This window comes from Phenylobacterium sp. (assembly GCF_013822795.1).
GTDB lineage: Bacteria > Pseudomonadota > Alphaproteobacteria > Caulobacterales > Caulobacteraceae > Phenylobacterium.
This window is the reverse complement of sequence record NZ_PNLB01000002.1, coordinates 107,735-125,955: the sequence shown is the minus strand read 5'-3', so window position 1 is coordinate 125,955 and position 18,221 is coordinate 107,735. Positions and strand designations below refer to the sequence as shown.

The 18,221-nt window shown below is 69.1% G+C and carries 21 protein-coding genes; 15 read left to right on the top strand and 6 right to left on the bottom strand.

The window, feature by feature from the left end:
* Nucleotides 1-80: 80 nt before the first annotated feature.
* The 7 genes from C0481_RS02240 to C0481_RS02210 all read left to right on the top strand — a co-directional run bounded on the left by C0481_RS02240 (nt 81) and on the right by C0481_RS02210 (nt 6,792).
* Nucleotides 81-1,067 (top strand): iron ABC transporter permease, encoded by a 987-nt coding sequence (locus C0481_RS02240; RefSeq protein ID WP_293400289.1) that lies wholly within the window; start codon nt 81-83, stop codon nt 1,065-1,067.
* A complete protein-coding gene (locus C0481_RS02235) occupies nt 1,064-1,840 on the top strand; it encodes an ABC transporter ATP-binding protein (RefSeq protein ID WP_293400287.1) in 777 nt (258 codons plus the stop codon). Before C0481_RS02240 ends, C0481_RS02235 begins: the two co-directional genes overlap by 4 nt.
* Nucleotides 1,830-2,750 carry an adenosylcobinamide-phosphate synthase CbiB gene (gene cbiB / locus C0481_RS02230; protein ID WP_293400285.1) on the top strand — a complete coding sequence of 307 codons (921 nt, stop codon included), beginning with the start codon at nt 1,830-1,832 and terminating at the stop codon, nt 2,748-2,750. The genes C0481_RS02235 and cbiB overlap by 11 nt, the downstream gene beginning before the upstream one ends.
* The gene (locus tag C0481_RS02225) at nt 2,738-4,204 is read left to right on the top strand and encodes a cobyric acid synthase (protein ID WP_293400283.1); all 1,467 of its coding nucleotides are present in this window, start codon (nt 2,738-2,740) and stop codon (nt 4,202-4,204) included. The genes cbiB and C0481_RS02225 overlap by 13 nt, the downstream gene beginning before the upstream one ends.
* The gene (cobT, locus tag C0481_RS02220) at nt 4,201-5,229 is read left to right on the top strand and encodes a nicotinate-nucleotide--dimethylbenzimidazole phosphoribosyltransferase (protein ID WP_293400281.1); all 1,029 of its coding nucleotides are present in this window, start codon (nt 4,201-4,203) and stop codon (nt 5,227-5,229) included. The genes C0481_RS02225 and cobT overlap by 4 nt, the downstream gene beginning before the upstream one ends.
* On the top strand, nt 5,226-6,008 hold the full coding sequence (cobS, locus tag C0481_RS02215) for an adenosylcobinamide-GDP ribazoletransferase (protein WP_293400279.1): 783 nt from the start codon (nt 5,226-5,228) through the stop codon (nt 6,006-6,008). The genes cobT and cobS overlap by 4 nt, the downstream gene beginning before the upstream one ends.
* 184 nt (nt 6,009-6,192) lie before the next feature.
* Complete coding sequence (locus C0481_RS02210) at nt 6,193-6,792, top strand: sensor histidine kinase (RefSeq protein ID WP_293400277.1); 600 nt, start codon at nt 6,193-6,195, stop codon at nt 6,790-6,792.
* Here the strand turns inward: C0481_RS02210 and C0481_RS02205 are convergent.
* A complete protein-coding gene (locus tag C0481_RS02205; protein ID WP_293400275.1) occupies nt 6,789-7,445 on the bottom strand; it encodes a Crp/Fnr family transcriptional regulator in 657 nt (218 codons plus the stop codon). The two genes, C0481_RS02210 and C0481_RS02205, sit on opposite strands and share 4 nt — an antisense overlap.
* Before the next feature lie 275 nt (nt 7,446-7,720).
* Nucleotides 7,721-8,212 carry a pyridoxamine 5'-phosphate oxidase family protein gene (locus C0481_RS02200; RefSeq protein ID WP_293400273.1) on the bottom strand — a complete coding sequence of 164 codons (492 nt, stop codon included), beginning with the start codon at nt 8,210-8,212 and terminating at the stop codon, nt 7,721-7,723.
* Between the two features lie 187 nt (nt 8,213-8,399).
* Here C0481_RS02200 and C0481_RS02195 point away from each other — a divergent pair, with 187 nt between their 5' ends.
* The 3 genes from C0481_RS02195 (at nt 8,400) to C0481_RS02185 (ending at nt 10,800) form a co-directional block, all read left to right on the top strand.
* A complete protein-coding gene (locus C0481_RS02195; protein WP_293400271.1) occupies nt 8,400-9,164 on the top strand; it encodes a hypothetical protein in 765 nt (254 codons plus the stop codon).
* Nucleotides 9,165-9,382: 218 nt separating this feature from the next.
* Nucleotides 9,383-9,571 (top strand): hypothetical protein, encoded by a 189-nt coding sequence (locus tag C0481_RS02190; protein ID WP_293400269.1) that lies wholly within the window; start codon nt 9,383-9,385, stop codon nt 9,569-9,571.
* Between the two features lie 104 nt (nt 9,572-9,675).
* A complete protein-coding gene (locus tag C0481_RS02185; protein WP_293400267.1) occupies nt 9,676-10,800 on the top strand; it encodes a hypothetical protein in 1,125 nt (374 codons plus the stop codon).
* A gap of 58 nt (nt 10,801-10,858) precedes the next feature.
* On the opposite strand, the gene C0481_RS02180 is transcribed toward C0481_RS02185, so the two are convergent.
* Entirely contained in the window at nt 10,859-11,656 is a 798-nt protein-coding gene (locus tag C0481_RS02180; protein WP_293400265.1) for an outer membrane beta-barrel protein, read from the bottom strand.
* 405 nt (nt 11,657-12,061) lie between these two features.
* Here C0481_RS02180 and C0481_RS02175 point away from each other — a divergent pair, with 405 nt between their 5' ends.
* Complete coding sequence (locus tag C0481_RS02175) at nt 12,062-12,451, top strand: group III truncated hemoglobin (protein WP_293400263.1); 390 nt, start codon at nt 12,062-12,064, stop codon at nt 12,449-12,451.
* Nucleotides 12,448-12,771: a low molecular weight protein tyrosine phosphatase family protein gene (locus C0481_RS02170; RefSeq protein ID WP_293400261.1), complete on the top strand. Its 324-nt coding sequence runs from the start codon at nt 12,448-12,450 to the stop codon at nt 12,769-12,771. The genes C0481_RS02175 and C0481_RS02170 overlap by 4 nt, the downstream gene beginning before the upstream one ends.
* A 7-nt stretch (nt 12,772-12,778) precedes the next feature.
* On the opposite strand, the gene C0481_RS02165 is transcribed toward C0481_RS02170, so the two are convergent.
* The gene (locus C0481_RS02165) at nt 12,779-13,573 is read right to left on the bottom strand and encodes an SDR family oxidoreductase (RefSeq protein ID WP_293400259.1); all 795 of its coding nucleotides are present in this window, start codon (nt 13,571-13,573) and stop codon (nt 12,779-12,781) included.
* Between the two features lie 210 nt (nt 13,574-13,783).
* Here C0481_RS02165 and C0481_RS02160 point away from each other — a divergent pair, with 210 nt between their 5' ends.
* The gene (locus C0481_RS02160; RefSeq protein ID WP_293400257.1) at nt 13,784-15,286 is read left to right on the top strand and encodes an NAD(P)/FAD-dependent oxidoreductase; all 1,503 of its coding nucleotides are present in this window, start codon (nt 13,784-13,786) and stop codon (nt 15,284-15,286) included.
* A 134-nt stretch (nt 15,287-15,420) separates the two neighbouring features.
* A complete protein-coding gene (locus C0481_RS02155) occupies nt 15,421-16,263 on the top strand; it encodes a hypothetical protein (protein WP_293400255.1) in 843 nt (280 codons plus the stop codon).
* Here C0481_RS02155 and C0481_RS02150 read toward each other — a convergent pair.
* Both C0481_RS02150 and C0481_RS02145 read right to left on the bottom strand, forming a co-directional pair.
* Nucleotides 16,260-16,778 carry a DUF4440 domain-containing protein gene (locus C0481_RS02150; protein ID WP_293400253.1) on the bottom strand — a complete coding sequence of 173 codons (519 nt, stop codon included), beginning with the start codon at nt 16,776-16,778 and terminating at the stop codon, nt 16,260-16,262. The two genes, C0481_RS02155 and C0481_RS02150, sit on opposite strands and share 4 nt — an antisense overlap.
* On the bottom strand, nt 16,733-17,686 hold the full coding sequence (locus C0481_RS02145) for an amidohydrolase family protein (protein ID WP_293400251.1): 954 nt from the start codon (nt 17,684-17,686) through the stop codon (nt 16,733-16,735). The genes C0481_RS02150 and C0481_RS02145 overlap by 46 nt, the downstream gene beginning before the upstream one ends.
* A gap of 141 nt (nt 17,687-17,827) precedes the next feature.
* Between C0481_RS02145 and C0481_RS02140 the strand changes: the two genes are divergently transcribed.
* Nucleotides 17,828-18,220 carry an energy transducer TonB gene (locus C0481_RS02140; RefSeq protein ID WP_293400249.1) on the top strand — a complete coding sequence of 131 codons (393 nt, stop codon included), beginning with the start codon at nt 17,828-17,830 and terminating at the stop codon, nt 18,218-18,220.
* Nucleotide 18,221 lies beyond the last annotated feature (1 nt).

The window sequence follows — 18,221 nt, the reverse complement described above, 5'->3', positions numbered from 1 at the left end:
GGAGGGGGCCTGCTGACTCCCCAGTCCCCCTCAGTCAGCCGATCGGCTGACAGCTCCCCCAAGGGGGGAGCAATTAGCGGATGCCCCGCATGACCTGCCGCCGCACGACCCTCCTCGTCCTCGGCATTCTGCTGGTGCTGCTGTCGCTGGTCAGCATGGCCGCCGGCCGGGTCTGGGTGCCGCTGTCCGACTGGCTGAACCCCGGTGATCCGCGCTGGTCGATCATCTTCGAGCTGCGCCTGCCGCGCACCATCCTGGCCATCGCCGTCGGCGCTGCGCTCGGCATGGCCGGCGCCGCCATGCAGGGCTACACCCGCAACCCGCTGGCCGATCCCGGCGCGCTCGGCGTGTCGTCAATGGGCGCGCTCGGCGCGGTGCTGACGCTCTATCTGGGCGCCGGCGCCGCCGAGCCCTGGGTGATCACCTCGTTCGCCATGCTCGGCGCCCTGGTCGCCGTGTTCCTGCTGCTGGCGCTGTCGGGCCGCGCCTCCAGCATCGTCACCTTCGTCCTGGCCGGCGTGATCCTGCAGACCATGGCCGGGGCCGGCGTCGCCCTGGCGCTCAGCCTCGCGCCCAACCCTTGGGCGGTGAACGAGATCGTCAACTGGCTGATGGGCTCGCTGGCCGACCGCAGCATGCCCGAGGTGCAGACCGCCCTGCCGCTGATCGTCGTCGGTTGCGGCCTGCTGCTCATGATCGGCCGCAGCCTGGACGCCCTGACCCTGGGGGAGACCGGCGCCCGATCGCTGGGCGTCAACATGGCCGCCGTCCGCTGGATGTTGGCGCTCGGCGTCGCGCTCACCGCCGGGGCCAGCGTCGCGGTCACCGGCGTCATCGGCTTCGTCGGCCTGATCGTGCCGCACCTGCTGCGGCCGCTGGTCGGAGCCCAGCCCGGCGGCCTGCTGTGGCCCAGCGCCCTCGGCGGCGCGGTGCTGGTGCTGGCCGCCGACATCGCCGTGCGCCTGACCCCCGCGGCCGGCGAAGTGAAGCTCGGCGTCGCCATGGCCGTGCTCGGCGGGCCGTTCTTCTTCGCCCTGCTGCTGTCCCTACGCCGGAGGATCGCATGAGCCGCCTGCAAGCCCAGGACGTTCAGGTCCGCCTCGGCGGCAGGCCGGTGGTGGACGGCGTCACCGCCGCCCTCGAGAGCGGCACGGTGACCGCCATCCTCGGCCCCAACGGCGCGGGCAAGTCGACCCTGCTCGCCTGCCTGGCCGGGCTGCGCAGGCCCCAGTCCGGCCGCGTCGAACTCGACCGCGACGACGTGCTGGCCATGGCCCCACGCGCCCGCGCCCGCCGCATCGGCGTGCTGCCGCAGACCCAGGAGGTCGCCTGGGCGGTCGAGGCGCGGATCCTGGTCGGGCTCGGCCGCACGCCGTTCATCGGCTCCAGCGGGCTCTCGATCGAGGACGCGGCCGCCATCGACCGGGCCATGGCCGCCGCCGGAGTGGTCGATCTGGCCGACCGCGACGTCACCACCCTGTCGGGGGGCGAGCGCGGCCGCGTGCTGATCGCCCGCGCCCTGGCCGGAGAGCCCGAGTGGCTGCTGGCCGACGAGCCGCTGACCGGTCTTGATCCCGGCCACCAGCTCGACGCCGGCGAGCTGTTCCGCAGTCTGGCGCACGACCGGGGCAAGGGCGTTATCGTCACCCTGCACGACCTGTCGCTCGCCGCGCGGATCGCCGACCGTGTCATCGTCATGGCCGCGGGTAAGGTGCTGGCCGATGGGCCGCCCGCGCAGGCTCTCTCTCCAGACGTCATGGCCCGCGCCTACGGCGTGCGCGCCCGCGTGGTCGAAGGGCAGGGCGGGCCGCTGATCGAGATCGTCGGGCGTGGCGGCTGATCCTTGGGTCGTCCTCGCCGCCGCGGCGGTCGAGGGCGTCTTCGGCTATCCGCGGCGCCTGCCCCATCCGGTGGTCTGGATCGGCGCAGGCCTGCGCCGGCTGGAAGCTGCGCTCAACCACGGCGGCGACCTGCGCCGCCGCGCCGCCGGCGTGCTGACCTTGATGCTGGTCGCCGGCGCGGCGGGCCTCGCCGGTCTCCTGCTCGACAGGTTCCTGCACGGCTGGGCGGTTATCCTGACGATAGCGCTCGCCTTCACCGGCCTCGCCGCTCGCAGCCTCTACGACCACGTGGCGGCGGTGAGCCGGGCGCTGGACCCTGGCGCCAACCTGCCGGCCGCCCGCGCCGCGGTGGCGATGATCGTCGGGCGCGACACCGAGGCGCTGAATGAGGAAGGCGTCGCCGCCGCCGCCCTGGAAAGCCTGGCCGAGAGCTTCAACGACGGGGTCGTCGCGCCGCTGTTCTGGTTCCTGGTCGGCGGTGTCGCCGGCCTCTTCGCCTACAAGGCGGTCAACACCGCCGACAGCATGATCGGCCACCGCGAGGAGCCCTATCGTTGCTTCGGCTGGGCTGCAGCGCGCGCCGACGATCTGATGAACCTGATCCCGGCCCGCATCGCCGGCGGGCTGATCGCCCTGGTCGCCGGCCGCGGCTGGCGGACCATGCTGCGCGATGCGGGAAAGCACGCCTCGCCCAACTCCGGCTGGCCCGAAGCGGCGATGGCCGGCGCGCTGGGCGTTCAGCTCGGCGGCCCGGCCAGCTATGACGGCGTCGCCCACGACCGCCCGACCTTCGGCGAAGGACCGCGCCTGTCGCCCCTGGACCTCAGGCGGGGGCTTGGGCTCTATCTGCGCGCCTGCGCGATCCTCGCCGTCGCGCTTGCTCTCGGAGGACTTGCTTGGCCGCGTTGATGATCCAGGGATGCGGCTCGGACGTCGGCAAGTCGGTGCTGGTCGCCGGCCTCTGCCGGGTGTTCGCCAACCAGGGCCTGCGAGTGCGGCCCTTCAAGCCGCAAAACATGTCGAATAACGCCGCGGTGACCGTCGACGGTGGCGAGATCGGCCGCGCCCAAGCCCTCCAGGCCATCGCCTGCCGCACCCCCGCCACCGTCGATATGAACCCGGTCCTGCTCAAGCCGCAGTCCGACGTCGGCGCCCAGCTCGTGGTCCGCGGCCAGATGGCCGGGACCTGGCAGGCGCGGGGCTATCAGGAGCGCAAGGCCGCCTTGCTGGACGTGGTTCTGGAGAGCTTCGCAAACCTCCAAGCGCAGAGCGACCTGGTCATCGTCGAGGGCGCCGGCAGTCCGGCCGAGACCAACCTGCGGGACGGTGATATCGCCAACATGGGCTTCGCCCGCGCCGCCCAGGTGCCGGTGGTGCTGGTCGGCGACATCGACCGCGGCCATGTCATCGCCGCCCTGGTCGGCGCGCATGCGGTGCTGGAGCGCGAGGACCGCGAGATGATCGCCGGCTTCCTGATCAACAAGTTCAGAGGTGATCCCAGCCTGTTCGACGACGGTCGCGCCGACATCGCCGCGCGCACCGGCTGGGCGGACCTGGGCATGGCGCCGTGGTTTGCCGCCGCCCGTCGCCTGCCGGCCGAAGACGCCGTGGTGCTGGACCGCCGCGCCGCCGGCCAGGGCCGCAAGGTCAAGATCGTCGCGCCGATGTTCTCGCGCATCGCCAACTTCGACGACTTCGACCCGCTGCGGGCCGAGCCCGAGGTCGAGTTCGGCTTTGTGCCGCCCGGCTCGCCGCTGCCGGGCGACGCTGACCTGGTGATCCTGCCGGGAACCAAGGCCACCATCGCCGACCTGGCTTTCCTGCGCGCCCAGGGCTGGGACATCGATCTCGCCGCCCACGTCCGCCGTGGCGGCCGGGTGCTGGGAATCTGCGGCGGGTTCCAGATGCTGGGACGCACCATCGCCGACCCTAACGGCGTCGAGGGGCCGCCCGGCGCCGCCACTGGCCTTGGCCTGCTCGACCTCGAAACCGTGCTCAGCGGCGACAAGGTTCTGCGCCCAGCCGCTGGCCGCCTGGCCACTGGCGCGCCGTTCACCGGCTATGAGATCCATGTCGGCCGCACCACGGGTCCGGCGCTCCAGCGTCCGCTGTTGATCCGTGAGGATGGGGCGGGGGAGGGGGCGCAGTCGGCCGACGGGCGTATCGCCGGCGCCTATGTCCACGGCCTGTTCGACCACGCCGAGGCCCGCGCCGCCCTGCTGGCGCAGCTGGGCGCGGCGTCCGACGGCCTCGACCAGACAGCCAGGGTGGACGCGGCCCTGGACGAGATCGCCGCCGTGCTGCAGTCGTCCTTCGACATCCCCCGTCTGGCGGCCATCGCCGGCCTGGAGCCTCGCGTATGACCCCCGTTCTTCCCCTCGACCGCAGCCAGGAGGCCGCCTTCCGCGCGATCGTCGATGGCAAGGCCAAGCCGCCCGGCGCCCTGGGCAAGATCGAGGACCTCGCCGTCCGTCTGGCGCTGATCGCCGGCCGCCCCGACCCGCGCTTCGACAAGGCGCTGCTGCTGGTGTTCGCCGGCGACCATGGTCTCAACGAGTCCGGGGTCTCGGCCTATCCGTCGGCGGTGACCACGGCGATGGTCGCCACCCTGCTGGCCGGCAAGGCCAGCGCCAACGCCTTCGCCGGCGCCGTCGGGGCCCAGGTCATAGTCGTCGACGCGGGCGTCGACGCCGACCTGGCGCCGCATCCGGCCCTGATCGACGCCAAGGTCCGCAAGGGCACGCGCAACGCCCAGCACGGTCCGGCGCTGACGCCCGACGAGGTCGAGCGCGCCCTGTCCCGCGGCGCGGCCATCGCCCGCAACGCCGTCGAGGCTGAGGGCGTGCAGGTGCTGGTGGTGGGCGAAATGGGCATCGGCAACAGCGCCAGCGCCGCCCTGATCCTGCACCGCTTGGCCCCGGCGCCGCTGGCCGAGTGCATCGGGTTGGGCGCCGGCCACGACGCAGAGGGCCTGGCCCGCAAGCACGCGGTGCTCAGCCAGGCCGCCGCCCGCAGCGACGCGGCCGAACCGCGCGAGGTGCTGGCCCAGTTCGGTGGGCTGGAGATCATCGCCATGGCCGGCGCGATCCTCGGCGCGGCGGCGGCGCGGACGCCGGTGCTGATCGACGGCTTTATCGCTTCGACCGCGGCCCTGGCGGCGATCCGCCTCGACCCGGCCTGCGCCGGCTTCTGCATCTTCACCCACCGTTCCGCCGAGAAGGGCCACGCGCTCGTGCTGGCGGCGGCCGAGGCCGAACCGCTGCTCGACCTCTCCATGCGCCTGGGCGAGGGGACCGGCGCGCTGCTGGCCCTTCCGATGGTGCGCGCCGCCGCGGCCATGCTGCGCGAGGTCGCCAGTCTCGACGACGTGCTGGCCGGCCGCCTGTGAGCTTCGCCGCCCGCCAGCTGCAGCTGTTCCTCTGCGCGGTGCAGTTCCTGACCCGCGTGCCGACGCCGGCCTTGCCCGGTTTCGAGCTCGACTGGATTTCGCGCAGCGCCCGCTATTTCCCGCTCGTCGGCCTGCTGGTTGGCGCGGTCTGCGCGGCGACGTTTTGGGGCGCTTCGCAGCTCTGGAACGGTGCGCTGCCGGCCCTGCTCGCCATCGGCGTCGGCGTGCTGCTGACCGGAGCATTCCACGAGGACGGCCTCGCCGACACCGCCGACGGCCTGGGCGGCGGCTCCACGCCCGAGCGGCGGCTGGAGATCATGAAGGACAGCCGGATCGGGACCTATGGCGCAATCGGCCTGGGCCTGGTGCTGGCGACCAAGGTCGCGGCCCTGGCGACCCTGCCCGCCGGGCTCGGCGCCTGGACCCTGGTCGCCGCCCACGCCGGCGGCCGCGGCGCGGCGGTGCTGGCCATGCGCTCGCTGGCCTATGTCCGCGACGTCGACGGCGGCAAGTGGAAGCCCGCGCCGTCCGACCTCGGCTTCTGGGAGGTGCTGAGCGCCCTGACTTTCGCGGCCCTGCCGCTGGCGCTGTCCCCGGCCGGCGTCGTGGTCCAGGGATTGGCGGCCGGGGCATTGCTGGCCCTGCTCTTAGCCCTGGTCGCGCGCCGGCTATTGGGCGGCTACACCGGGGACGTGCTGGGGGCGATCGAGCAGGTGTTCGAGCTTGGCTTTACGCTGGGTGTCGCCGCTGCCCTGGCCTGGTCGGTTTCCGAACGCTGAGAATCGCGCTCAAATTGCACGACCTAAGCGGGAATTATTCAGCTTTCGTGGCGCCTGGGCGCCGCATACTGTGATTCATACTGATTGAGTCCCTGGGATAACTGTTGCGAAGCGCCGAAACGGCGTGCGCAGCGGTGGATATACTCATCTCGGGGTGAGGCGACGTGGGGCTTCGAGCGAGACCATGACGGACGAAGGCGAGGACGACGTCCGAGCGGCGGAGATGCGCCACCGCGCCGCCAACACCTTCCAGCTCATTTCCGCCCTCGCTCGGATGCGGGGTCAGCGCACGGCCGAGCCGGAGGCCCGCCGTCAGCTGGTCTGGATGGCCGATGCGATCGGCGCGCTCGGCGCGCTCGAGCGGCATCGCCGGGGCTCCGGCGTCGACTTCCAGGAGTATCTGCTGGAAATGGCCCCGGTCTGGCGTCGCCGCCAGGCGGCCGGTCCGACCGAGGTGGTGGTGGCTATGGAGCCGGTCATCGCCCCCGACCAGGCCGCCTCGACCTTGGCGCTGATCGTGCACGAGCTGGTCTCCAACGCCCTGGCCCACGCCTACCCCGAGGGCCAGACCGGTCAGATCGAGGTGAGCCTGTCGCGGATCGAGGGGGGGGAGCGCTACGAACTGGTGGTCCGCGACCACGGCTGCGGCTTCGACCCGTCCTCGCCGGGCGGGCGCGAGCGCTTCGGCCTATGGTTCGTCCGCAGCCTGGCGGCCCAGGTCCGCGGGGAGCTGAAGCTCGAAACCCGCGACGGGGTCCGCGCGCAGCTGGTGTTCTCGCTCTAGGTGCGGGCGGCGGGCCGCGGCGGCGCCAGCCGTTCGTACTGCCGGCGCACCGCCTCGTAGCACTCGCAGGTCGCTGACTGCAGGCCGTCGCGGTCGACGATGTCGACGATGCCGCGGCGATAGCGGATCCAGCCCTTCTCCTGCAGGCTGCGGGCCGCGGCGGTGACCGTGGTGCGCTGCACGCCCAGCATGTCGGCCAGGAATTCCTGGGTCAGGGCGACGGTGTCGGTCGAGATCCGGTCGTGGCAGGTCAACAGCCAGCGACAGAACCGCGCCTCGACCGAATGCAGGGCGTTGCAGGCCGCCGACTGGGTGGTGTGCGCCAGCAGCGCCTCGCCGTGGCGATCGACCAGTTCGCGGATGCGCGGGCTCTTGGCCCAGGCATCGTGCAACTGGCTGGAGCCGATGCGTGAACAGCGGCAGGGTGTTTGCACGATCGCCCGCGACAGCGAGTGGCGCGGGGCGGCCGCCGCAGATAGTCCCACGGCGCCCTCCCAGCCGATGGTGGCGCTCTCGATCGCCGCGCCGTTCTCCATCAAGGTCATCATCGAGATCACGCCGTCGTGGGGGAAGTAGACGACGTCGATGCGATCGCCTGGCTCGTACAACAGGCGCGCCCGCTCCAGATCCATGTGGGTGAGGTGCGGCGCCACCAGCCCGTAATCCTCCGGAGGCAGTGCGGCGAGTAAGCGATTTTGCACTGAACTCGGAGACCTTCGCAGCGGAGAATCAAGCGTCGCCTTACGGCTTGGGATTAACCTAGTCCGAGTGCTGCTTGATGACTGTCGTGAACACGACACAACTTTGCGTTCTTGCGCCGCCGGGCCAGAATATCCGGCGAGAACTGGCGAATATAGACCGCCGTTCTTGGAAGCGTCAGGTTGGGCGGAAGTAAAACCGCATCGCCTCGACGGGAAGCGGCGGCGTCTCAGTGGAAGTGCAGGTTCGCCCGTCCGCCCAGGTGCGGTTCATGTTTCCTGGCGTTCGCCATGGCGATCTCCCAGGCGAAGGTGACGGGGCCGGCCTGCGAACACCAGACCTCGGCGTCGCGCGCGTCCAGACAGATCAGAGTCAGGTGCGGATCGGACTTGCCTTGCGGATGCCAGGCGGCGACCACGGCGTTCCAGTACTTGTCGATCCGGGCCGCGTCGTGCTGCACGCTCATGTGGCCGGTTATCGTCGCCTGCAGGTCACGTTGCTGGAACACGAACATGCCCTCACGGCCCTGGCCGATGCGGCGCGCGAGTTCGGTGTCGGTGCGACAAAAGAACCATAGCCGTTCGCCGCCGCGTTCAACGAAGGCGGTCATTGGCTGCAGGGCCGGCTCTTCGGCCAGACCCAGCATGCCGGTCTGATGGCGCTCAATGTCGTCCCACAGCTTATGTTCGACGGCGGCGCGGTCGTTCATGTCGATGCTCATGACGGCTCCTGCGGCGGTTCAATCAGCGCGCAATCGCCCGGTCCGGCTCGGCGCGCCCTAGCTTGAACCCAAAAGCACAGTCGCGGTTCCTGCACATTTCCCTTGGGTCATGCTTCCCAGGACGCCGCCGCCTGGGCCATGATGTCCGAATTCTTTCGACTGCCGATTCAAAGTTGAGATCATTTCGATGAGCGAGATCGTCGTTCCCCGCCAATTTCGGGGACCTCCCTTCACGGCCAATGGCGGCTACATCTGCGGCGTGCTTTCCAGCGCGGTCGGCGGCCGCGGCGTGGCGATGCTGCGCGCCGGCGTGCCCCTCGACACTGCGGTGACGCTGCAGCCCGGCGAGGGCGATGGCGTGCTGCTGGTCAACGCCGAGGGCGCGGTGCTTGGCTCGGCCCGTCCGGCCGATGACAGCCAGATTCCCAATCCGCCGCCGGCGCCGCCTACCGTCGAGGAAGCCAAGGCGTTCGCCGCCGCCTCGCCGTTTGCGGCCCGTTCTCTGCACCGCGGCTGCTTCTCGTGCTGCGTCGAGCGCGACGCCGGCGAGGGCCTGGGCGTGTTCGTCGGCCAGATCGACGGCGCACCAGCCGGTCATTGCGCGGGTGTCTGGACCCCGCACGCCAACTTCGCCGACGCCGACGGGAACATTCCCGACGAAGTGACCTGGGGCGCGCTCGACTGCTCCGGGTCAATGGCCTGGTGGATCAAGTCCGGCTCGCCGGTCGGCCTGCTCGGCACCATGGCCGGCGAGGTCCTGCGCAAGCCGAAGGCGGGCGAGACATATGTCGTCGTCGCCTGGGCCCGCGAGGTCGAGGGCCGCAAGCACTTCGCCGGCGTGGCGCTGTTCGACGGCGCGGGCGAAGTCATGGCCCGCTCCGGCCAGATCTGGATTGGTCGTCCGCCGGGCGCGCCGATGCCCCTGCCGTTGGGCGCGACCCAGCAGGCCTGACGGCGCCTCGCGCGCCGATCACGTTCAGTCGTCAGCGCGCCGGGAGATCGGCGCGCTGCATGGGGTTCGGCTGGGCGCCGGGCCCCTTTCGCGGTGTGTCCTGCGTGCTACGCCGAAAGCGTTCAGCGAACGAAGTTCGCGGAACCTGCGTATATTTAACCTCTCGATAACCATGCGGGCGCAAGCTTCCCCTACGTCGCGATTAGAAAGATCGTCCGATGTTCAAGGTGGAGTTTCACTTTCTGGGAGAGGGGCTTTGGGCCCGCGCGGCGCCGATGACGCAGTTGGCGGCCACGCATCTGGCTAAGACCCTTCAGGAGCTCGGCTTCGCCGATGAGGCCCGGGTCGTGCCCAGTCGTCCGCTCGAGAGCCGTGAAGAAGGCCGCGCCTTGGACGTTCGCGTCTGACCACGCCGCTTTCGGCGACTGGATGCTTGCATCGTTGCAATTGTTGATTGCGGCTTGAAGCGGACCGCGGGCGATCCTACGACGCGGAGTCTGGGAGATTAACCGTGTCGCGTGATCGTACCTATCGCAGCCTCGAGTATCTGAGGAAAAGCGCCGCGACGTCCCGCGTGCTCAATCTCTGGCAGATCGCCCAGCGCGAGGGCGGCAAGCCTGAGCATCAGGAGAACCCGTTCTTCCGCAACGCGCTGCTGAACCGGGCGATGATCCTCAAGCATCGGGTCCGCGGCAGCGAGGTCGACCTCTTCGACTATCCGGTGCAGACGGCGACCAAGATCCTGCTGCCGATCGCCGAGCGCGAGCTGCGCTACGGGGCGCGGTTCCTGTTCGTGGGCCAGCGTGATTTCGAGGACGTGGCCGCCGCCTCCTTCGCCGACGATCTGCGGCGCGGCTCGCGCGACCGGCTGGTGCTCGACATCATCGCCAATCTGCCTTCGCTTGATCCGTTTCTGATGCGCGAGAGCCTGAAGACCAACGGCTTCACGCCCGCCGCCTGTTATTTCAACCTCTCCGACGGCGATGTGGAGCGGATGTCGGCCTCGGCGCGGCTGGAGCTCGAGCCGCTGGTGCGGATGTCGTTCGGCTCGGGTCACGCCTTTGCGGCCAAGTCGGCGACGCTGCTGTCCAAGCTGCTGTCCGACGCCGGCAGCGCCGAACTCGAGCCGCTACGCCGGGTGATGAATATGGACGCCCAGCAGTTCCGCGAGGGCGTGTTCTGCTGGAAGGCGTTTCTCTATTACAAGTGGCAGCTGCGCGACCTGCTGCCGCGTATCCGCAAGGTGGTCGACGAGATCGCGCTCATCCGGCCGGTCGGGCCGATGGAGCACGACGACCGGGTCTACATCACTCGCATCAAGAAGGACCTGCGCGGCTGGATCTTCTCGGCGACGACGGCGGTGACGGAATCCCTGGCCGCCTACGACACCGCCTACGGGGCCATGACCGAGCGCAGCGATCCGGTGGCGTTCCGCGAGTTCCTGCTGCGCGCCCCGGCGATGTTCAACAGCCTGGGCGAACGGTTGTCGGCGATCGAGCACGTGGCCAGCTTCTGGCGCTTCCGCTTCCCGGCCGGCCAACTGCCGCGGATCGCGGTCGACGAGCTGATCGACATCTTCATGGATTTCGAGGCCAGCCTGAACACCGTCAGCGTCGAGCCGCTGCACCTCGCATAAGAAAGCGCCCCCGGCCGAAGCCGAGGGCGCCCTTGCGTCCGATCTAGAGCGTCTGAGCTTAGAACGCGCCGGCGGCGGCGATCACGCTCTGGCCCAGCGTGCCGCCGAACAGGTTCGTGGTCGAACCCAGCGACGCGCCGGCTTGGTCGCGGTCACGCAGGGTGCCGCCGAAGGTGTAGCGCAGGCCGATCTTGAAGATGTCGGCCTTCAGGTCGGCGTCGTCCATTTCGCCGTGCTCATAGGCGCCGGTCACGCTCCACGGGGTGCCCGCGAACTGGTACTCGGCGTCAGCGCCGATGTTCCAGATGTCGAGGTCGCCGCCCTTGGCGTCGGCCTTGGTGTAGCCGGCCGTGCCTTGGACCTTGAAGGTGTCGGTGATGAAGTAGCGCAGCTCGGCGCGGCCGGCCCAGAAGTCGACGTCGTCCAGGTCGTCCGATTGGCCGTAGCCGACTTGACCGTAGAGGGTGGTCTTCGGGGCGACGTTGTACTGGGCTTCGGCGCCGACGGCCCACAGGGTCACGTCGTCGCTCTTGTTGACGCCGACGAAGCCGCCGGCCAGGCCGCCTTCGAAGGTCTTGTTCAGGTGGCCGGTCACGGCCCAGGTGGTGGCGTCGCCGCCGTCGGCGTCAAAGTTCGTCACCGAACCATCGACGGCGCCGCGCAGCGACGAGCCGACGTCGAACGCCACCGCGCCTTCGCCTTGGAACACGTCGGCGTCGGTGTCGCCGAGCGCGCCGGCGTCGATTTCGGCGCGGCTATAGTTGGCGCCGACATGGCCGACGGTCTGGGCTTGGGCGGCGCCGGTCAGCGCGAAAAAGGCGGCCGCGGCGGCCGTCGCGATCAGTTGGGTCTTCACGTTCTTGTCCCCTTTTGGGCTTGAAACACTGGACCCCAGCTATGCCTGTCGTCGCGCTGTCACAATGGCTGAAGCCCTTGTATTTCACCGGTCTGCGAGTGGTGTGACCGGTCAGTCACAGTCCGAGGGCGACCTCTTGAAATGCGATTTGGGCGACCTATGGCCGGCGCCGAAACGGCAAGTTTCGGCCTTGAAAGGCCTCGGATCGGCGGCCCTGCGCATGGCCCGGTGCAAGCGCGTGCTGTCCGCCCCGCAAAAAAACCGTACGGATCAGTCGTTTGATATCAAACGAGATTGAAATTCGATCGGCCGCGCTTCAGATCGTGGGCGGCTGAACCGCCGCGTTCGCGGCCCCAGGACATTTCCGGACTACCCTCGCTGGGCCCGGCCCCCTATCTGGCGGTCATGCATTCGCAAGTGACGCCCGAGAACCTGCGCGAGCTGGTCGGCCGCTTTTACGGCCGCGCGCGCGAAGACGAGTTGATCGGCCCGGTCTTCAACGCCGCGATCGACGACTGGGACCATCATCTCGACCACATCGCCCAGTTCTGGGCCGCCGGCCTGCTGGGCGTCGGGCGCTTCACCGGCCGGCCGATGGCCAAGCACATGCGCCAGCCGATCACCCCGCCGATGTTCGACCGCTGGCTGGCGCTGTGGAAGGAGGCGACCGACGAGACCTACGTCCCGCAGATCGCCCAGGTGCTGCAGGCCAGGGCTGGCCGCATCGCCGAGAGCTTCAAGCTCGGCCTGTTCTATCGCCCGTCCGAAGATCGGGCGGGGGCGTCCCCCGCATGAAGCGGGTCCTGTTCGTCTGCAGCCAGAACAAGCTGCGCAGCCCGACGGCCGAGCAGGTGTTCGCCGCTTGGGAAGGGATCGAGGTCAGCTCGGCCGGCCTCAACAACGACGCCGTCGAGCCGCTCACCGCCGAGATGGTCGCCGAGTCCGACATCATCTTCGTGATGGAGAAGGTGCATCGGACCAAGCTGGCCAGGCGCTTCCGGGCGCAACTCAAGCGCGCCCGGGTGGTCTGCCTCGACATCCCCGATGACTACGAGTTCATGGATCCGGTCTTGATCAGGCTGTTGGAAGCGCGGGTCCCGCGCTTCCTGCCTTGAGCGCTCGTCAGTACACCGCCGCGTAGTTGCCCAGGGCGTTGCCGCTGGCGTCGCCGGCCCCGCTGCCGCCGTCGACCGGGATGATCGCGCCGTTCACATAGGCGGCCTTCTCGGAGGACAGGAAGATGGCCATGTCGGCGATCTCGTCCTTCTGGCCATAGCGCCGCATCGGGTTGCGGCTGTTGACCCGGGCCTCAGCTTCCGGGGTCGGGGCCAGGCGCGCCATGCCCTCGGTGTCGGCGATCGGACCGGGCGAGATGGCGTTGACCCGCACCCCGGCCGGCCCCCACTCCAGGGCCAGGCACTTGGTCAGCATGTTGATCCCGGCCTTCGCCGCGCAGACGTGCGCCTGGAACATCGAGGCGCGCTCGGCCTGGCCCGCCGTGATCGAGATCAGCGACGCGCCCGGCCGGTTCAGGAACTCGAACGAGGCGCGCAGCACGTTGAAGGTGCCGATCAGGTCGATGTCGACCACGGTCTTGAAGCCGTTGGCGCTCATGCCCAGGGCCGGGGCCACGAAGTTGCCGGCTGCGCCCGACAGCACGATGTCGATGGGGCCCAGCTCGTCATGGGTGCGCTTCAGCGCCGCCTCGATGGCCGCGTAGTCGCGCACGTCGGCGGCCATGCCGATGCAGGGGCCGAAAGCGGAGACCTCCTTTGCGGCCGCCTCGATCTTTTCGGGGCTGCGGCTGATGATGGCCACCTTGGCGCCGGCCGCGGCGAACCGCTTGGCGATGCCCAGGTTGATGCCGCTCGATCCCCCGGCCACAAACGCCGTCTTGCCCGCCAGTTCCTGGGTCATGGTGCTCTTCCTTTTTCGATCCCTTGATTGGCGATGAGCTTAGCCCTGGCGCTGACGACGGCGAAAGCCTGACCCCACGGAGCCTCGTTTTCGAAAGATGGGTTTGGCGTGCGTCACGCAGGCGCTTGACGCCGTGTCGGTGGCTTGTTCATTATCAGCGATAAGTTAGAGGCCGCCTTCGAGCGGTCCGCACTCAGGGCAAGGAAACAGATGACCGCCACCGACATGATCGCCGAGCGTCCGGCTTCCGCCGCCGTCCAACACTTCGACGTGCTCATCGTCGGGGCCGGGATTTCCGGCGTCGGCGCGGCCTATCACCTGCAGACCCAGCGTCCGGGGACCAGCTTCGTGGTGCTGGAGAGCAAGGACACCTTCGGCGGCACCTGGGTGACCCACAAGTATCCGGGCATCCGCTCGGACAGCGACCTCTACACCTTCGGCTACCGCTTCAAGCCCTGGGTCGGCGCGCCGATCGCCACCGCCCAGGAAATCCTGAACTACATGAACGAGGTGATCGACGAGAACGACCTCGGCCGCCACATCCGCTACGGCCATAAGATCGTCGACGCGAACTGGTCCAGCACCGACAACCTGTGGACCGTCGACGTGGCGCGCACCGACGGGACCACGGCGCAGTTCACCACCAACTTCCTCTTCATGTGCCAGGGCTACTACAAGCACGACCAGGGCTACACGCCCCAGTGGGACGGCATGTCGGACTTCAAGGGCCGCATCGTCCATCCCCAGACCTGGCCCGACGACATCGACTTGAAGGGCAAGAACGTCATCGTCATCGGTTCGGGCGCCACCGCCGCGACCCTGGTGCCGAACATCGCCGACCAGACCGCGCACGTCACCCTGCTGCAGCGCTCGCCGACCTACTTCGTGCCGGGCCGCAACGTCGACGAACTGGCCGACACCCTGCGCCAGCTGCAGATCGACGAGACCTGGGTCCACGAGATCGTGCGTCGCAAGCGCCTGTTCGACGGCGACGCCTTCACTAAGCGGGCGGTCGAGGAGAGCGAGACGGTCAAGGCCGAGCTGCTGGCCGGCGTGCGCATGTTCCTGGGCGACCAGTTCGACGTCGACAAGCACTTCACCCCCAGCTACCGCCCCTGGCGCCAGCGCATCGCCTTCATCCCGGACGGCGACCTGTTCCGCGGCATCGCGTCGGGCAAGGCCTCGGTCGTCACCGACGAGATCGAGCGCTTCACCGAGAACGGCATCCTGCTGAAGTCCGGCGAGGAGCTGAAGGCCGACATCGTCATCAGCGCCACCGGCTTCGACCTCAGCGTCATGGGCGACATCCCGTTCGCGGTCGACGGCAAGCCGGTCGACTGGTCCAAGACCGTCACCTATCGCGGCATGATGTTCACCGGCGTGCCGAACCTGGCCTGGGTGTTCGGTTACTTCCGCGCTTCCTGGACTCTGCGCGCCGACCTGATGGGCGACTTCGTGGCCCGCCTGCTGGCCCACATGCAGGACAAGGGCTTCAAGAAGGTCGTGCCGGCCCTACGGCCTGAGGATCAGTCCGACGAGCTGCAGCCCTGGATCGACGCGGAGAACTTCAACCCCGGCTACCTGATGCGCGGCATGCACTTGCTGCCGAAGAGCCTCGACAAGCCGGAGTGGCGTCACACCCAGGACTACTGGAGCGAAAAAGACGAACTGCCGAAGGTGGACCTCGACGAACCAGCCCTCGTCTACGGTTGATCCGGCCGCGGCGCCTCCCCCCGGAGGCGCCGCATTTCGTTACGGCCCGGTCGCCTGACACGCAGTCTCCGGGTTTCGCCCGATAGGCCCTCAGGCTTGGCCGCACGATCCTGCCTCCGCTTCAGGAGGCGGTCATGGAAGTTCTCAAGGCTTGGGTGGACGGCGCGCCGATCCTGATCCTCGGCGGCGCCGTGATCTTGTTGATGATCGCGGCGGTCGCGATCGGCGTCGTCCTGAAGCGCCGGCGTGAGTTCCGCAAGGACGACAAGGAAGAGGCCGAAGGCGAGGGCTACGTCGTCTCAGGCGTGCTGGGCCTGCTGGCGCTCTTGATGGGCTTCACCTTCGCGCTGGCCGTCGACCGCTTCGAGACCCGCCGAAGCCTGGTGCTGGACGAGGCCAACACCATCGGCACGACCTATCTGCGGACCCAGTTGCTGGAAGAGCCGCACCGCAGTCGGATCAGCGGTCTGCTGGTCGAGTACGCTGAGAACCGCCTGGCCCTGGGCAAGACCGACGCCCAGCGCGAACCCGAGCGGCTGGCCCGCAACGACCAGCTGGTGGTCGAGCTCTGGGCCGCCACCTCCTCGGCCTTCCAGAGCATCAAGGGGTTGGACTTCTCGTCGGCCTATCTCGACAGCATGAACGCCCTCATCGACCTCGACGCCTCGCGCAAGGCCGCGCGTACGGTCCATGTGCCGACCGAGGTGTTCGTCATCCTGGTGATCTACATGGTCGTCACCGCCGGCGTGCTCGGCTACGTGCTGGTCGGCGTCCGTGGCCGTGCGGCCGCGGCCTTCATGCTGCTGCTGCTGTCGATGTCGCTGCTGCTGATCGTGGACATCGACCGTCCGACCCGCGGCGGCGTCCGAGAGGGCCAGGGTCCGATGGAGCGGCTGGTGGAGTCGCTCAAGACCACGCCGGCGTCCGCCTACGACCGCTTCCGCATCGAGGACGCACGGCCGGCCGCTAGTCGCTAGCGGCAGCGGGTGATGGTGTCGGTCTGGCCCTTGGAGCGGATCTGCCCGCCGACCAGAACCAGGGTTTGCTCGGTGTCGGCGCAGGCCCGGCGCGTGCGCCCCTTGCTCTGGATGGTGGTCACCTCACGCCCGATCAGCCTGGCGCTGGCGCCGTCGCGCGCAATCTCGACCTTGTCGATCACGCCCCGTTCGCTCGAGGTCGCTCCGGCCAGGAACTTGGCCGCCTGGGCGCGGGCCTGGGCGACGCCGCTGCGGCCATACGGGATCATGCCGCCGTTCTTGATGTCGCGGGTCTGGTCGATGAACACCGCGTCCTTGGTAAAGAGGGCGAAATAGCTGTCCAGGTCGCGCGCGTTCCAGGCCGCCTCCTGCTTCTGGGCGAAGGCCCGCGCCTGCGCCTCGGTTAGCCGGGGCGCAGCCTCGGCGGACGGCGCGATCAGCGCCGCCGCCAGCAGGAGAGGGACCAGCCTCAGCGGTCCAGACCCAGCACGCGGGCCGCGTTGCCGCCCATCCACTTCTCGCGGACGGACTGCTTCAGCGGCAGCTCGTCGGTTTCGGCGACCAGTTGGTGCAGCGGCACCATCTGGGTGCCCCAGCCGGTGGCGAAGATGATCTTGTCCTGCAGGTTGCGCGCTCCGTAGTAGATCAGCGCCTCATAGCCGGCGCCGGGCGCCAGCAGGTGCTTCACCCGCTTGCAGGCGAAGTCGATGTAGATGTTCTTGTGCCGCGAGGCGATGGCGCAGGCCTCGTCCACCCACGGCCAGCCGGTCAGCCCGGCGACGATCTTCAGCTCCGGGAACCGCACCGCCACCTCGTCCAGGTACTTCGGGTGGGCATAGTCGTAGGGCCGGTCCGACAGCAGGTGCAGGCCGACCGTGATCCGCACCGGGATGTCCAGCTCGACGCACTTGGCCAGGAAGGGCCAGTAGGCCGGATCGTTGATGTAGCGCTCCTCGCGATAGGACGAGATCTCGAAGCCCTTGCAGCCCCACTCGCGCACGCCGCGTTCCAGCGCCGCCACGCCGTCCTCGCCTTCATCGCCCCAGATGCGGAACCAGGGGATCAGCCGGTCGGGATATTCGGCCGCGAACTTGGCGACGTCCTCGTTGCTGGCCCGGCGGCCGGCGTTGCCGATGCAGGCGTAGCGGACCTGGGCGGTGTCCAGCATGCCGATGACGTCGGCGTGGCTCATGACGCGGGTCATGTCGACCTCGCAGAGCTTCAGCGCCAGGCTGGTCAGCCCGTCGCGCTCCTTGGCTTCGTTGAACTGCTCGACGCTCATGCCGATCTGGGCGGCCCAGCCGGGCGCCATGTGCTGGGCGTAGCCTTCCTTGTCGAACCCGCGTCCGGACTTGATGAGCCGGACCGTGTCCTCGACCGCTTCCTTGGTCGGGGTGTCGCATTCGAAATCGATGATCATCATGGGGTGTTTCGTTCCTAATGAATCGGTGGGCTCTAGGCCCTTATGCGGCGCACCCTAGCGCGACGGCCGGCCGGTGAAAGCGCAGATCGACGTCCATCCGACAGTTGTCTAGCTTGGCCGCAACGACAGGGCGGGAACCTCATGCAGAAGACGTTGACGGTCTTGGCGGCGCTGGCCGCAATGGCGCCGGTCGCAGCGCGCGCCGACGAGACGCCGGCCCCGCTGGCCGTTCGCTTCACTGAAAGCCCAAAGGCCTATCAACGCCTGGGACCCGTCGGCCCCTACTATCCCGAAATCGCCGTCGCCCGACGCACGACCGGTTCGGCGGTGATCGACTGCGACGTCGGCCGGCTTGGCGCGCTGGATCGCTGCGCGGTCGTCGAAGAGAACCCCAAGGGCGTCTTCTTCGGCGCGGCGGCCCTGCGGATGGCCGAGCGGCGGTGGATCGGGGCCGACCTCGCGGCCGGGGCGAAGGAGGGTGCCCAGGCCCGCTTCCTGGTGCCGTTCGAGTTCGCAACGATGAAGGCCCGCTGAG

Bases quoted from the DNA above. Each gene is read 5' to 3' on its own strand.
- C0481_RS02145 (WP_293400251.1), bottom strand. From the start codon at position 17,686: ATGATGATCATCGATTTCGAATGCGACACCCCGACCAAGGAAGCGGTC.
- C0481_RS02195 (WP_293400271.1), top strand. From the start codon at position 8,400: ATGAGCGAGATCGTCGTTCCCCGCCAATTTCGGGGACCTCCCTTCACG.
- C0481_RS02235 (WP_293400287.1), top strand. From the start codon at position 1,064: ATGAGCCGCCTGCAAGCCCAGGACGTTCAGGTCCGCCTCGGCGGCAGG.
- C0481_RS02160 (WP_293400257.1), top strand. From the start codon at position 13,784: ATGACCGCCACCGACATGATCGCCGAGCGTCCGGCTTCCGCCGCCGTC.
- cobT (WP_293400281.1), top strand. From the start codon at position 4,201: ATGACCCCCGTTCTTCCCCTCGACCGCAGCCAGGAGGCCGCCTTCCGC.
- C0481_RS02190 (WP_293400269.1), top strand. From the start codon at position 9,383: ATGTTCAAGGTGGAGTTTCACTTTCTGGGAGAGGGGCTTTGGGCCCGC.
- C0481_RS02200 (WP_293400273.1), bottom strand. From the start codon at position 8,212: ATGAGCATCGACATGAACGACCGCGCCGCCGTCGAACATAAGCTGTGG.
- C0481_RS02165 (WP_293400259.1), bottom strand. From the start codon at position 13,573: ATGACCCAGGAACTGGCGGGCAAGACGGCGTTTGTGGCCGGGGGATCG.
- C0481_RS02170 (WP_293400261.1), top strand. From the start codon at position 12,448: ATGAAGCGGGTCCTGTTCGTCTGCAGCCAGAACAAGCTGCGCAGCCCG.
- C0481_RS02210 (WP_293400277.1), top strand. From the start codon at position 6,193: ATGACGGACGAAGGCGAGGACGACGTCCGAGCGGCGGAGATGCGCCAC.
- C0481_RS02155 (WP_293400255.1), top strand. From the start codon at position 15,421: ATGGAAGTTCTCAAGGCTTGGGTGGACGGCGCGCCGATCCTGATCCTC.
- C0481_RS02175 (WP_293400263.1), top strand. From the start codon at position 12,062: ATGCATTCGCAAGTGACGCCCGAGAACCTGCGCGAGCTGGTCGGCCGC.
- C0481_RS02240 (WP_293400289.1), top strand. From the start codon at position 81: ATGCCCCGCATGACCTGCCGCCGCACGACCCTCCTCGTCCTCGGCATT.
- C0481_RS02140 (WP_293400249.1), top strand. From the start codon at position 17,828: ATGCAGAAGACGTTGACGGTCTTGGCGGCGCTGGCCGCAATGGCGCCG.